Below are 14,257 nucleotides of genomic sequence, written 5' to 3' on the forward strand. Positions count from 1 at the left end.
AACCTCTTCGCATAGGCGCGCAGCGCGGATCCCTCCAGGGAATCGCCCGCGACCTGGCTCCACGAGAGAGGGAAGTACGATGAGCACCGTCAGCCAGACCCGCACCCGCGAGACCGAGGATCATGCAGACGTCCTCCCCGCCGCTTGGGCCGGCTTCGCCGCAGGCCCCTGGCAGGACGGCATCGACGTGCGCGACTTCATCCAGCGCAACTACACGCCGTATACGGGCGACGACTCCTTCCTCGCCGGCGCCACCGAACGCACGACCCGGGTCTGGGGCACGATCGCCGCGATGTTCCCCGAGGAGCGCGAGAAGGGCGTCTACGACGTCGACCCGCACACTCCCGCCGGCATCACGGCGCACACCCCCGGCTACATCTCGCGCGACGACGAGCTCATCGTGGGGCTGCAGACCGATGCTCCGCTCAAGCGTGCCATCATGCCCAACGGCGGCTGGCGCATGGTCGAGGGAGCCCTTGACACCTACGGCTACGAAGTCGACGAAGCCGTCAAGAACATCTACACGCAGCGCAAGACCCACAACGAGGGCGTCTTCGACGTCTACCCCCCGAACGTGCGCGCCGCTCGCAGCTCGCACGTCATCACGGGCCTCCCCGACGCATACGGCCGCGGCCGCATCATCGGCGACTACCGCCGGGTCGCGCTCTACGGCGTCGACGCGCTCATCGCCGCGAAGAAGCTCGACAAGCTGACACTCGACACCGCGCCGTTCGGCGAGGAGATCGTCCGCCAGCGCGAGGAGCACGCCGAGCAGCTGCGCGCCCTCGGCGAGCTCAAGCAGATGGCGGCCTCGTACGGCTTCGACATCGCGCGCCCCGCCCGCACGGCCCAGGAGGCGGTGCAGTGGCTGTACTTCGCCTACCTCGGCGCAGTCAAGGAGCAGAACGGCGCCGCCATGTCGCTCGGGCGCACCTCGACCTTCCTCGACGTCTTCATCGAGCGCGACCTCGCCGCGGGCCACCTGACCGAGACCGAGGCGCAGGAGATCATCGACGACTTCGTCATCAAGCTGCGCATCGTCCGGTTCCTGCGCACCCCCGAGTACGACGCCCTCTTCTCGGGCGACCCCACGTGGGTCACCGAGTCGATCGCCGGCATCGGCGAGGACGGCCGCCCCCTCGTGACGAAGAACTCCTTCCGCTACCTGCAGACGCTGTACAACCTCGGCCCCGCACCCGAGCCGAATATGACGGTCTTCTGGAGCGCCGAGCTCCCGCAGGGCTTCAAGGACTACTGCGCGCGCGTCTCGATCGACACGTCCGCCGTCCAGTACGAGTCCGACGACCTGATCCGCGGCGCGTGGGGCGACGACGCCGCGATCGCGTGCTGCGTCTCGCCGATGCGCGTCGGCAAGCAGATGCAGTTCTTCGGCGCCCGCGTCAACCTCGCCAAGACCCTCCTGTACGCCATCAACGGCGGACGCGACGAGGTCAGCGGCAAGCAGATCTCGCCCGCGGAGCAGCCCGTCGCCGACGGACCCCTCGAATTCGACGACGTCATGGCGCGCTTCGACCACACGATGGACTGGCTCGCCGCGACCTACGTCGAGGCGCTCAACTGCATCCACTGGTCGCACGACAAGTACGCCTACGAGCGTCTCGAGATGGCCCTGCACGACAAGGACGTGCTGCGGACCATGGCGTGCGGCATCGCGGGCCTCTCGGTCGCCGCCGACTCGCTGTCGGCCATCAAGCACGCGACGGTGACGCCCGTGCGCGACGAGCGCGGCATCGTCGTGGACTATGAAACCTCGGGCACGTTCCCCGTCTTCGGCAACGACGACGACCGGGCCGACGCCATCGCCGTCGACCTCGTCGAGCGCTTCATGGCGAAGGTCCGCACGCACCCCATGTACCGCGATGCCGTCGCGACGCAGTCGGTCCTGACGATCACCTCGAACGTCGTGTACGGCAAGGCGACGGGCAACACGCCCGACGGGCGCCGCGCGGGCGAGCCGTTCGCACCGGGTGCGAACCCCATGAACGGACGCGACACGCACGGGATGCTGGCCTCGGCCCTCTCCGTCGCGAAGCTGCCGTACGACCAGGCGCAGGACGGCATCTCGCTCACGAACACCGTCGTGCCGAGCGGCCTCGGTCGCACGGAGGACGAGCGCATCGCGAACCTGGCGGGACTGCTCGACGCGTACGTCGGGTCCAATGGGTACCACATGAACGTCAACGTGCTGAACCGCGAGACGCTCCTGGACGCGATGGAGAACCCCGAGAACTACCCGCAGCTCACGATCCGGGTCTCGGGCTACGCCGTCAACTTCGTGCGGCTGACGCGCGAGCAGCAGCTCGACGTGCTCTCGCGCACCTTCCACGGCGCAGTCTGACGACGATCATGGCCGCCCTCCTGCTCCCCACGCCGCTCCCGGCCGACGCGACGCGCCTCGACGCGCCCGTGTCGGCCGGGCCCGGCCGGGCCGACGCGGGCCTCGACGGCCTCGCCGTCGCCGAGCTGGAGCGGACCGAGCGGCTCTCCGCGATGCGCGAGGGCCGACTCGGCTCGGTCCACTCGTGGGAGCTCGTGACGGCCGTCGACGGCCCCGGCACGCGCCTGACGGTGTTCCTCAGCGGCTGCCCGCTGCGCTGCCTGTACTGCCACAATCCCGACACGCTCGCCATGAAGGACGGCAAGCCCGTCACGGCGGACGAGATCCTCGCGCGCATCGCCCGCTATCGCGGGGTCTTCCGCGCGACGGGCGGCGGCGTGACGCTCTCGGGCGGCGAGGTGCTGATGCAGCCTGCCTTCGCCGCACGGATCCTGCGCGGCGCGAGGGAGCTCGGCATCCACACGGCGCTCGACACGTCGGGCTACCTCGGCGCGCACGCGAGCGACGCGATGCTCGACGACACCGACCTCGTGCTGCTCGACGTCAAGTCGGGCGACCGCGACACGTACCGGCGCGTGACGGGGCGCGAGCTCGAGCCGACTCTCGCGTTCGGCGAGCGCATCGCCCGCCGCGCCCAGGGCCCCACCATGTGGATCCGGTACGTCCTGGTCCCGGGGCTCACCGATGACACCGAGAACGTCGAGGCGGCGGCGCGCTACGCGGCCTTCCTCGAGGCGCTCCGGCCCGGTGCCGTGGCCCGCGTCGAGGTGCTCCCGTTCCACCAGATGGGCCGCTCCAAGTGGGAGGCCATCGGCCGCACCTACGAGCTGGAGGACACTCCGGCCCCGAGCCCCGAGCTCGTCGAGCGCGTGCGCGGGCAGTTCCGCGCACACGGCCTCACGACCTACTGAGCCTTCGCGATCGCCCGATCGGCGGCAGCCCGCGCCCAGGCCTCCGCCGCAGTTAGCGACTCGCGCGTCAGTGCGCCCGACTCCTCGTGCGCCTCGACGACCCGCTCGATCGTCTCGAGGATGCCGAGGAACGACAGCGCGCCTTCGTGGAAGGCGTCGACGGCCTGCTCGTTGGCCGCGTTGAAGACGGCGGGGTAGGTGCCGCCCGCGCGCCCCACGCGCTTGGCGAGGCGCACGGCGGGGAACGCGTCGTCGTCGAGCGGCTCGAAGTCCCACGACGAGGCCTTCGTCCAGTCCAGCGGACGCCCGACGCCGGCGACACGGTTCGGCCAGTCCAGTCCGAGCGAGATCGGCAGCCGCATGTCGGGCGGCGACGCCTGCGCGATCGTCGATCCGTCGACGAACTCGACCATCGAGTGCACGATCGACTGCGGGTGGACGACGACGTCGATGTCTTCGAGCGGGACGTCGAAGAGCAGGTGCGCCTCGATGACCTCGAGGCCCTTGTTGACGAGGGTCGCGGAGTTCGTCGTGACGACCCGCCCCATGTCCCACGTCGGGTGCGCGAGCGCCTCGGCGGGCGTCACAGTCGCGAGCGAGGCGCGGTCGCGTCCGCGGAACGGGCCGCCGGATGCCGTCAGGACGAGCCTGCGGACCTCTTCGGGGGCGCCGGAGCGCAGCGCCTGAGCGATCGCCGAGTGCTCCGAGTCGACCGGCACGATCTGTCCCGGCTTGGCGCGCGAGGTCACGAGATGACCGCCGACGATGAGCGACTCCTTGTTGGCGAGTGCGAGCGTGCGCCCGCACTCGAGCGCCGCGAGGGTGGGGCCGAGGCCCACCGAGCCCGTGATGCCGTTGAGCACGACATCCGCCTCGACGTCCCGGACGAGCTGCTCGGCCTCGTCCGCCCCGAATGCCGTGTACTCGACCTCGAACTCGTCGGCCTGCGCCGCCACGAGTTCGCGATTCGAGCCCGCGGCGAGACCCACGACCTCGAAGCGCCGGGGATTCGAGCGGATGACGTCGAGCGCCTGTGTCCCGATGGAGCCGGTCGAGCCGAGGATCAGTACGCGCCGCACCTGGTCACCTTACTGCGAGGGGTCTGCGCCTGCGGGGCGGGGCTCTCGCCTACTGGGCGGGAGCCTTCGCGACGCCGAGGATGTCGATGACGAAGACGAGCGTCTGACCCGTGAGGTCGGACTCGTTGATCTCGCCCTCGCCGTACGCGACGGAGGGCGGCAGGATCGCGATGATCTGCGAGCCGACGGTCTCACCCGTCACGGCGTCGCTGAAGCCCTGCACGACGCCGCTTCCGACCGTGAAGCTGAAGGGCTGCTTGCCCCACGACTCGTCGAAGACCTCGCCCGTGTTCCACGAGACGCCGTGGTACTGCACGAGCACCGCATCGCCCGTCTCGACGACCGCGCCGTCGCCCTTCTGCAGGGTGGCCTTCGCGAACTCCGTCGGCATGTCGCCCTCGGGCAGCGTCACCGTCGGCGAGCCGTCGCTGTCGAGCTCGACGGTCGGGAACCCGTCCACGGGGTCCTGCGCCTCACCGGATGCCGCGGCCGGCGCGGTGCCGAAGACGTCGATGATGTACACCTGCGCCGGCGAGCCCTGGGAGTCGTCGCCCGGGATCGTCGCGACGTAGCGCGATCCCGGCTTGGGGCAGCCGAGCAGCTGGCCGAGGACGCTCTCGGGCGAGATCTGCTGCGGGAGAAGGTCGTCCTCGAAGCCCTGCGCGACGAGCTTCTCGCCCGTCGAGGCGTCGAAGCCGGTCAGGGCGATCGACACGAGGTCGCCCGCCTCGGCAGGGTCGCCGTCGCCCTCGTCGACCGTCGTCGACTGCAGCTCGGTGACCTCGAGGGGCGACTCGAAGGTCGCCGTCGACTCGGTGCCGACCTCTCCGTCGACGGTCACCGCGTCGGATGCCGCACCGGAGGGCACGATCGCGCCGCACAGGTCGGCCGCCGACGCCGTGGGCTCGGGCGACCCTTCGGACTCGGACGGCGTCGCAGTGCATCCCGCAAGCAGGACGACGGAGAGCGCGACGGCGGACAGAGAGACGAGCGAGCGAGTGCGCACGGAAGACCTCGTTGATCGATGGGCGGAACCTCCATCTTCTCCCACGTTTGCCACGTCTGTGCTGAGAAACCGCTATGCCGTGGACGGAATGCGAACGGGAGTACCCTCGACGGGTGACTTCCGCGGACCCTTCCGACCTCGCGTCGACCCGCGAAGAGCCGCCCGCGACCCGCATGGGGTACACGTACGCCATCGGCCGCTTCCTCATCTCGCACCTCGGGCGCTTCGTGTACCGCCCGCACGTCGAGGGGACGCATTCGGTGCCCGGCGACGGCCCCGTCATCTTCGCGAGCAACCACCTGTCGTTCCTCGACTCGATCGCGATCCCCGTGGCGGCACCCCGGCCCGTCCACTTCCTCGCGAAGGCGAGCTACTTCGAGGGCAAGGGAGTCTCGGGGTGGTTCTCCCGCGAGTTCTTCACGGCGATCGGCGCGATCCCCGTGCAGCGCGGCGCGGGCCAGGCCGCGCTCGACGCGCTCGGCCAGCAGCAGCGCCTCCTCGAAGAGGGCAAGGCCGTGGCGCTGTACCCCGAGGGGACCCGCTCGCTCGACGGACGCCTCTACAAGGGCCGCACGGGCGTCGCGTTCCTCGCGCTCGAGACCGGCGCGAAGGTCGTCCCCGTGGGCCTCATCGGAACCGACAAGGCGATGCCGGTCGGCGCCAAGATGCCCTCTCGCAAGGAGCGTGTCACCGTCCGCTTCGGCGAGCCCCTCGATCTGTCCCACCACGGACCCGCGTCCTCGGGCCGCGCCCGACGCCTCGCGACCGACGACATCATGGCCGCGATCCACGCTCTGTCCGAACAGGAGCTCGCGAACGCCTACAACGAGTCCCCCGCGCACGGCATCGACCGCATCAAGCAGGTCCTCCCGCACGAGCGCCGGTGACGTTACGCGCCGGCGACCTCGATCGTCGGCTCGTGCCGCACGGGGAAGTTCACCGAATTGGCGATGAAGCACCACTCGTTCGCCTGAGTGTGCGCCGCGGTCGCGGCATCCGTCATCGACGCGTCCGCCACCGTGACGTGCGGGCGCAGGACGACCTCGGTGAACCGGCCACCGCCGCGTCCGTCCTCGACCATGAGACCGGATGCCTCGTCGCGGTACGCGACGACGACCACTCCGGCCTGCACGCACGCGTGGAGGTACGACAGCAGGTGGCACTGGCTGAGGGAGGCGACGAGCATGTCCTCGGGGTTCCACAGCGCGGGGTCGCCGCGGAACGGCTTGTCGCTGGACGCCGCGACCGTCGCCTTGCCCGCGATCTCGATCGAGGTGGACCGGTCGTAGTCGCGATAGCCCGTCGTGCCCGGGCCGCGGTTGCCGGTCCAGGTCGTCTGCAGCCGATAGCGGTGCTCACCCCACATTCCGCCAGTCTCGCACGACGGCGATGGGCCGGGACTCGGCGGTAGGCTGGCGTGGTGCCGCAGACCTTCGCCGCAGCCGACGCCGTCGAGCTCGCCGTCGTCGAACGCAGCGGATTCGTGGAGTCGCGGCATTCCGGATCCGCGATCGTCCTCGGGCCCGACGGCGTCGTCGTCCAGCAGCTCGGCGCGGTCACCGCTCCGATCCTCCCCCGCTCGAGCCTCAAGCCGCTGCAGGCCCTCGCGTGCCTCACGGCCGGTGCGCCGCTCGAGGGCGAGCGCCTCGCGCTCGCGTCCGCGAGCCACTCCGGCACCGACCGCCACGTCTCGGTCGTCCGCGACATCCTGGACTCCGCGCGCCTCGGCGAAGAGGCGCTCGCGTGCCCGCCCGCGTGGCCGACGGATCAGGCGACCCGCGACGAGATGGTGCGCGAGCACTACGAGCCCTCGCGCATCCGCATGAACTGCTCCGGCAAGCACGCCGCGATGCTGCTGACCTGCAGCGTCAACAACTGGGATCCGCGGGGCTACCTCGACCCCGGACATCCCGTGCAGGCGCACATCCGCGACGTCATCGAACGGCTCATCGGCGAGAAGGCCGCGGTGACCGCGATCGACGGATGCGGCGCCCCCGTCTACGCGATGAGCCTCTCGGGCCTCGCCAAGGCGATCCAGCGCGTCGGCACGTCGTCGCAGACCTCGCCGTTCGCGCTGCACCGCAGCGCCGGGACGCTCGTGCGCGCCGTACGCGAGCATCCCTGGGCCATCGACGGCCCGGGCCGGCCGGACACGATCGCGATCGAGCGGCTCGGCGTCTTCGCGAAGACCGGCGCCGAGGGCGTCATGGTCATGGTCGCGCCCGACGGCACGACCGTGGCCCTCAAGATCCTCGACGGCAGCGCCCGCGCGGCGACCGCCGTCGCCGTCCGGCTGCTCGAGCGCGCCGGCGCCCTCGCGCCCGCCGACGTCGCCGAGACGCTGGCTGCGCTTCCGCTGTCGATCCACGGCGGCGATTCGACGGTCGGGGCCATCCGCCCCGCCTTCTAGCGCGCTCCCAGAAGGAGCGGAAAGGAGAGATCGATGAGGATCTGCGTCCCCACCGAGGTCAAGAACAACGAGTACCGCGTCGCGCTCACGCCCGCGGGCGTGCACGACCTCGTCGCCGCCGGGCACGAGGTGTTCGTCCAACGCGGCGCGGGCCTGGGCTCGTCCATGCCGGACGCCGAATACGAGCATGCGGGAGCGACGCTGCTCGACGATGCCGCCGATGTCTGGGCCCGTGCCGAGCTGCTGCTCAAGGTCAAGGAGCCCATCGCGAGCGAGTACGGGCACTTCCGCGACGACCTCGTGCTCTTCACCTACCTGCACCTCGCGGCCGACCGCCCCCTCACCGACCGGCTCGTCGCCGACGGCGTCACGGCGATCGCCTACGAGACGGTGCAGGTCGCGGGCGGCGGTCTGCCGCTCCTCGCCCCCATGAGCGAGGTCGCGGGCCGGCTCGCCCCGACCGTCGGCGCCGCGACCCTGCTGCGCTCGGCCGGCGGACTCGGACTCCTCATGTCGGGCGTCCCCGGCACGAGGCCCGCGCGCGTGACCGTCATCGGCGGCGGCGTCGCGGGAGCCAACGCGGCAGTCATCGCGGTGGGCCTCGGCGCCGACGTGACGGTGTTCGACACGAACGTCCAGCGGCTGCGGTACCTCGACGACCACTTCCAGGGACGCGTCAAGACCGCGGCATCCAATCCTCTCGATCTCGACCGCGCCGTCGTCGACAGCGACCTCGTCATCGGGTCGGTCCTGATCCCCGGCGCGAAGGCTCCCAAGCTCGTGACCAACGACATGGTGCGGCGCATGCGGCGCGGGAGCGTCCTCGTGGACATCGCGGTCGACCAGGGTGGATGCTTCGAAGACACGCGCCCGACGACGCACGCCGATCCGACGTTCCCCGTCCACGGCAGCATCTTCTACTGCGTCGCGAACATGCCCGGCGCCGTGCCCAACACGTCGACCTCCGCGCTCACCAACGCGACGCTCCCCTACATCAGGCAGATCGCGCGGCGCGGCTGGAAGGACGCGCTGCGCGCCGACCCGGCTCTCGCCGCGGGCCTCAACACGGTCGGCAGCGGGGTCGTCAACCCCGGCGTCGCGACAGCGCACGGGCTGGAACTCGCTCCGCTCGAGACTGCTCTGGTCTGATTCGCGAAAGGAGGCTCCCGGATGCCGCAGCCGCGGCGTCCGGGAGCCTCCTCTTGTCGAGAGTCCTGCGTCAGGCCAGCCCGCCGTCGACCGAACGCACGAAGTCGCCCGGCTCTTCAGGCACCAGGACCTCGGTGTCTTCGTTGAGCGACTCGCCGCGGAAGAACGGCTTCGACCGCGGGAAGAAGAACCACAGGAACATCAGCAGCACGCCGACCGCGAGCGCGCCGATGCCCATGACGAACGTGCCGCCGATCCCGAGCAGCACGCTGTAGCCGTATTCGGGGTCGTACATGTCGATGGCCGACTGCACGAACGCGTACGTCAGCATGAGCCCGCCCAGCAGCGGGAAGAGGAACCGGTAGAAGAAGTTGCGGGGTGTGTCGAACAGCGAGCGGCGGAAGTACCAGACGCACGCGAAGCCCGTGATCGCGTAGTAGAACGCGATGGCGAGCCCCAGCGAGAGGATCGAGTCCTGGAGGATGTTGTCGCTGATGAGCGAGATCCCCACGTAGTACGCGATCGCCACGACACCCATCACGAGCGTCGAGAATGACGGCGTCTTGTACTGCGGGTGCACGGTCGCGAACCTCCGCGGCAGCGCCTTGTAGGCCGCCATCGCGAGCGTTCCCCGCGCCGTCGGGAGGATCGTCGTCTGCGTCGACGAGATCGCGGAGATCATGACCGCCACGACGAGCAGCCAGCCCATCGGGCCGAGCAGACCATCCTTGATGGCCAGGAAGAAGTCGTCGGCGTTCGCTTCGTTGCCGAGACCGCTGCCCGTCTCGCCGAGGCCCGCGTACATCATCGCCGCGACCGTGACCGAGACGTAGGTGACGAGGAGGATGACCGTCGTCAGCAGGGCTGCCCGCCCGGGGATGCGCTTGGGGTCCTTCGTCTCTTCATTGAGCGCGAGGCACGTGTCCCAGCCCCAGTAGATGAAGATCGCGAGCAGGATCGCCTCGATGAAGGCGCCCCAGTCGGTGAACGCGAACGGGTTGAACCAGGCCCAGTCGAAGGGCGTCGGGTTCGGCGCCGTTCCTGCGAAGAAGTGCCACAGCGCCGCGACGACGAAGATCGCGAGGGCGAGGTACTGGATGCCGAGCAGCACGTTCTGGATGCGCTCGCCGATCTCGACACCGCGCCACGACACCCATGTCATGGCCGCAATGAAGATGACGCCGACGAGGAGGATGCGCCAGTCGTTGTTCTCCTCGAAGCTGAAGCCGAGGAGGTCCCAGAAGTAGATGGAGGCGATCTGGGCGAGGTTGGCGAGCACGACCATGCCGGCCACTGCCACGCCCCAGCCGCCCATCCAGCCGATCCACGGTCCGAAGGCCTTGGTGCCCCACGTGAACGTCGTGCCGCAGTCGGGCACGGCGTTGTTGAGCTCTCGGTAGGCGAACGCGATGAACAGCATCGGGATGAATGCGAGGACGAAGGCGATGGGGGCCTGGCCGCCGACGGCGAGCACGACCCAGCCGAGGGTCGCGACGAGGGAGTAGGCGGGCGCTGTGGAGGCGAGGCCGATGACGGTCGAGCCCCAGAGCCCGAGCGCCCCCGCCTTCAGACCTTTTCCGTCGGGCCGGTCCAGGTTGATGGGGGTAGTAGACACAATGCGTAACGTAAGCGCCTCGCTCGCCCGCGGTCAAGCGATCCGCCCCGCTTCCCCACCGGGAAGGGTGATGCGCGCGGCCGGGAGGCCGTCCCGGCACAGCCAGGCCCGCGCGCGCCCCGGCGCGCAGTACGGCGGCAGGGTGCGATCGGCACTCAGCGCTCTGAAGTCGGCCGCGACCGACTGGTCGATGACGAGCGCGTGATCGTTGCGGATGCCGGTCAGGAGCTGCCAGCTGCGCTGCCAGTCCTCGGCGTCGCCCGCGAGCACGACCCCTCCCACAGGCTGATCAAGGGATGCCTCGGCCACCGGGACGATCCGGATGCCCTGCCGCTCCCACTCGGCGAGCGCGGCCCGCGCCGCCGCCGATCGCCGTGCGACGAAGCCCGTGAGCCCCTCGCCGGGAGTCCAGGGCGCGTCGGCGTGCGCAGGCGCGGACGCTCGCCCGTGCTCCACCGCGATCTGGAGCGCGCGCCCGTCGAGCCGTGCGCGCCCAGGAGGCTGGCCCGGTGCATGGTGCGCGGCCTCTCCCCCGGCCGCGATGTACTCGGCGCGCGTGGGCGCCCCGAGCAGCACGCGCCGCGGCAGCAGCTCGGCGATCCGCGCGGCTCCTCCCGTCAGCCGCTGCGCGGAGGCGAGGACGAGCAGCCCCGAGTCGCCCGCGCCGCGCACGACCCGCTCGAGCCGCTCGAGGAGCTCGGCGGCGTATTCGTGCGGGAAGCGCGCCGCGAGGGCATCGAGGTCGTCGATCACGACGACCGTGCCGCGCGGTCCCGGCGATTCGGCGAGCGCCGCGACGGCATCCCAGGCGCCCTCCGGATCGGAGGGGAGGATGATCGGCGCAGCGGCCTGTGCGGCCAGCGTCCGCAGCGCGGTCGACTTGCCCATGCCCGCGGCACCGACGACGAGCACGCCCCGATCCCGCGCAGCGATGCCGATCGCGACCTGGCGCTGCCGTTCGGGCTCGTCGGCGAGTCCCAGCACCAGCTCATCGGACGGCAGGTCGCCGCGGGCGAGCTCCGCGAGCTCGATGCGGCGAGGGAGGTCGGGCAGCCACGGCCGGCGCGGCCGGTGGTCGTCGGCGGTCGCGGCGATCGCCGCGATGTCGTCACGTGTCGAAAGCGCGATCCGCACGCGCCGCGGGGCGGGATCGCCTGAGCGCCGCACGAGGGCGAGACCCCTCCCGGCCGCTCCGCCCGGGAGCCGGGCAGCGTCATCCGTTCCCACGACGGCGCGGCTGTCGGCGGTGTCGGCGACGCGCAGGCTCACGCGCAAGGGGCAATTCGCGAGGAGGGCGTCACGGACGACCCCGGCGACGCGCTGCGTGCCCAGCACGAGGTGCATGCCGAGCGCCCGGCCGCGCGCCGCGATGTCGGTGAAGACGGCATGCAGCTCGGGGTGATCGCCGAGGAGCGCCGCGAACTCGTCGACCACGACGACGAGCCGCGGGAGGTCGACCCGCGGATCGAGGATGTCGCGGGCGCCGCATCGCGCGAGCTCGCCCTCGCGCCACCGCACTTCGGCGCGCAGGCTCTCGATCGCACGCCGCGCGCCCGCGCCGTCGAGGTCGGTGATGACGCCCGTCACGTGCGGCAGGCCCGCGAGGGCGTCGAACGCCGTCCCGCCCTTGAAATCCGCGAGCAGGAAGCTCACTTCGCGGGCCGACCGCGACGCGCACAGCGCGAGCACCCACGTCACGAGCAGCTCGCTCTTGCCGCTGCCCGTCATCCCCGCCACAACGGCGTGCGGCCCGTCCGCCACGAGGTCGACCACCGCGGGCGCGCCGTCGTCGAGCCCGATGACGGCGCTGAGTCCCGCGGCGTGCGACCCCGGCGGGAGCGCGGCGAACAGCACGGCCGGCTGGTCGATCGCGCCGTGTCCGGGCAGCGCCTCGGCGAGCGTCGCGAGCCGGCGCGCGATCTCTTCGGCCTGGGCGAGCGACACGCCTTCGATCGCGACCTCTCGCACGTCACCCCCGGCATCGAGTCGCGCGCGCCCTGGCGAGTCCACCGTCAGGTGCGCGGCGCACGGCGGCGGGGTGCGCGCGGCGGGATCGGCGCGGACGATCGCCATCTCGGCATCGGCCGGCACTGCGGCGCCGGCCCCCACCACGGCGAGCGCGATGCCCGTCGTCGCGCGCCGATGCGGCAGGCGCTCCACCCACCGATCCTCGTCGCCGAGCGTCCCCAGGATCCGCAGCTCACCCGGCGGATGCACGAGGCAAGCCTGCAGGACGAGGGCTCGCACAACGGCGGCCGCGAGCGCCGGGGGTCCCGCCACGGCGATCCCGCCCGAGGCGGGGATCACAACCGGTGCGTCCGACACGATCCGCGCGCGGCGCCGGAGCGCCGTGCTGCGCTCGTCCGCGCCGCCGCCCGACACCTGCATGGCGCTGGGTACGGCGCCCGTCCCGACGACGAGTCCGAGCCCGCGCGTGGGAACGGGTCTCCAGATCTCGCCTGTGCTCGCGAGAAAGCTCGCGACATCGGGATGCTGCTCCCTCCGCCGCGCGCGCTCACGATCGTGTCGCGCATCGATCGCCGTGGCGATGCGGGCGTGCGCGGCATCCGTCTCGGCGGTCGCCCGGCGTCGCTCGCGGCGCGCCGCCCGCCTGCCGTCGAGGAAGCTCGCCCCCGCGAGGAGCGGACCGAGGAGCGCGAGCCACAGCGAGAGGGCGGAACCCGTCACGAGCCACAGCACCACGGCGCCCGCGAGCGGCACGATCATGGCGAGCACGGGGACGGGAGCGCGCGCGGCGGTCGTCGGCTCGGCGGGGAGTGCCAGCGGCTCGTCGAGGAGATCATCCGGGTCGGCGTGGAGCGGCGGCGGGGCGATGGGCGACACGGCACCAGTGAAGCCGCCGCCACCGGCGCCGGGCCGGGCCCGCACCGATCGGTGGATGGCGCCGCGTCAGCCTGCGGCTGTGGAGGAGTCCGTGCGCACCGCGACATCCAGGACGATGATCGTGACGTTGTCGCGACCGCCGTTCTCGAGCGCCGCGTCGAGCATCGCCGTGACGGCCTCGGCGGGATCGGGATGCGCGTCCAGGAAGTGCTGGATGCCGTAGTCCGTGAGCTCTTTCGTGAGCCCGTCGGAGCAGATGACGAAGCGATCGCCGTCGGCGACGTCGAGGCGGACGTAGTCGGGCGTCGCACCCTCGCTCGGCCCGACGGCGCGCGTGATGACGTTGCCGTACGGGTGGTTCTCGGCCTCTTCGGGACTCAGCCGCCCTGCCGCCATGAGCTCCTGGACGACCGAGTGATCGGTCGTGACCTGAGCGAGGACGCCGTCGCGCAGGAGGTAGACCCGCGAGTCCCCGATGTTGAGTGTCACCCACTGGGGCGGCGTGTGGGAGTCGTCGAGGTAGACCCCCGTCAGCGTCGTGCCCGTGCCGTCGTCCGTCGTCTCGGGGTGCGAGGCGATGTCCTTGACGGCCCGCGCGAGGCCCTTCTCGATCGTCTTCGAGGTCACGCGACCCGCGTCCACGACACCGCGCATGCGGTCGACGGTGCTCGCGCTCGCGATCTCGCCTCCGAGGTGACCGCCCATTCCGTCGGCCACGACGAAGAGCGGGAAGGCCGTGAGCAGCGCGTCCTGATTGATCTCGCGCCGGCGACCCGTGTCGGTCACGGACGCCCACGTCAGGTCGATCGCGCCGCTCTGCGCGCGATCGCCGAACCGCACTGATCGCTGCTGGGCGGATACTCCGGACACGCCGCAATTCCTCC

The 14,257-nt window shown here is 71.3% G+C and carries 11 protein-coding genes; 5 read left to right on the forward strand and 6 right to left on the reverse strand.

What is annotated here, in order from left to right; all coding sequences use genetic code 11:
* Window positions 1-79 precede the first annotated feature (79 nt).
* Entirely contained in the window at window positions 80-2,359 is a 2,280-nt protein-coding gene (pflB, locus tag MJ607_RS17185) for a formate C-acetyltransferase (RefSeq protein ID WP_243076840.1), read from the forward strand.
* Between the two features lie 8 nt (window positions 2,360-2,367).
* Window positions 2,368-3,270, forward strand: coding sequence for a pyruvate formate-lyase-activating protein (gene pflA / locus MJ607_RS17190; protein WP_243076841.1), 903 nt, complete (start codon window positions 2,368-2,370; stop codon window positions 3,268-3,270).
* Here pflA and dxr read toward each other — a convergent pair.
* Window positions 3,264-4,349 carry a 1-deoxy-D-xylulose-5-phosphate reductoisomerase gene (gene dxr / locus MJ607_RS17195; protein ID WP_243076842.1) on the reverse strand — a complete coding sequence of 362 codons (1,086 nt, stop codon included), beginning with the start codon at window positions 4,347-4,349 and terminating at the stop codon, window positions 3,264-3,266. The two genes, pflA and dxr, sit on opposite strands and share 7 nt — an antisense overlap.
* A gap of 49 nt (window positions 4,350-4,398) precedes the next feature.
* Entirely contained in the window at window positions 4,399-5,355 is a 957-nt protein-coding gene (locus tag MJ607_RS17200; protein ID WP_243076843.1) for an FKBP-type peptidyl-prolyl cis-trans isomerase, read from the reverse strand.
* Between the two features lie 173 nt (window positions 5,356-5,528).
* Between MJ607_RS17200 and MJ607_RS17205 the strand changes: the two genes are divergently transcribed.
* Window positions 5,529-6,242 (forward strand): 1-acyl-sn-glycerol-3-phosphate acyltransferase, encoded by a 714-nt coding sequence (locus MJ607_RS17205; protein WP_243077061.1) that lies wholly within the window; start codon window positions 5,529-5,531, stop codon window positions 6,240-6,242.
* Window positions 6,243-6,244: 2 nt separating this feature from the next.
* On the opposite strand, the gene MJ607_RS17210 is transcribed toward MJ607_RS17205, so the two are convergent.
* Entirely contained in the window at window positions 6,245-6,721 is a 477-nt protein-coding gene (locus MJ607_RS17210) for an OsmC family protein (RefSeq protein ID WP_243076844.1), read from the reverse strand.
* A gap of 54 nt (window positions 6,722-6,775) precedes the next feature.
* Here MJ607_RS17210 and MJ607_RS17215 point away from each other — a divergent pair, with 54 nt between their 5' ends.
* Window positions 6,776-7,765: an asparaginase gene (locus tag MJ607_RS17215; RefSeq protein ID WP_243076845.1), complete on the forward strand. Its 990-nt coding sequence runs from the start codon at window positions 6,776-6,778 to the stop codon at window positions 7,763-7,765.
* Between the two features lie 33 nt (window positions 7,766-7,798).
* Window positions 7,799-8,914, forward strand: a complete 1,116-nt coding sequence (gene ald, locus MJ607_RS17220) for an alanine dehydrogenase (RefSeq protein ID WP_243076846.1) — start codon at window positions 7,799-7,801, stop codon at window positions 8,912-8,914.
* A gap of 70 nt (window positions 8,915-8,984) precedes the next feature.
* On the opposite strand, the gene MJ607_RS17225 is transcribed toward ald, so the two are convergent.
* The 3 genes from MJ607_RS17225 to MJ607_RS17235 all read right to left on the reverse strand — a co-directional run bounded on the left by MJ607_RS17225 (window position 8,985) and on the right by MJ607_RS17235 (window position 14,243).
* Window positions 8,985-10,529, reverse strand: a complete 1,545-nt coding sequence (locus tag MJ607_RS17225; protein WP_243076847.1) for an APC family permease — start codon at window positions 10,527-10,529, stop codon at window positions 8,985-8,987.
* A 33-nt stretch (window positions 10,530-10,562) separates the two neighbouring features.
* Complete coding sequence (locus MJ607_RS17230; protein ID WP_243076848.1) at window positions 10,563-13,373, reverse strand: FtsK/SpoIIIE domain-containing protein; 2,811 nt, start codon at window positions 13,371-13,373, stop codon at window positions 10,563-10,565.
* Between the two features lie 66 nt (window positions 13,374-13,439).
* The gene (locus MJ607_RS17235) at window positions 13,440-14,243 is read right to left on the reverse strand and encodes a PP2C family serine/threonine-protein phosphatase (RefSeq protein WP_374238070.1); all 804 of its coding nucleotides are present in this window, start codon (window positions 14,241-14,243) and stop codon (window positions 13,440-13,442) included.
* Window positions 14,244-14,257: the final 14 nt, after the last annotated feature.

This window comes from Microbacterium sp. SS28 (assembly GCF_022761035.1).
Taxonomy (GTDB): Bacteria; Actinomycetota; Actinomycetes; order Actinomycetales; family Microbacteriaceae; genus Microbacterium.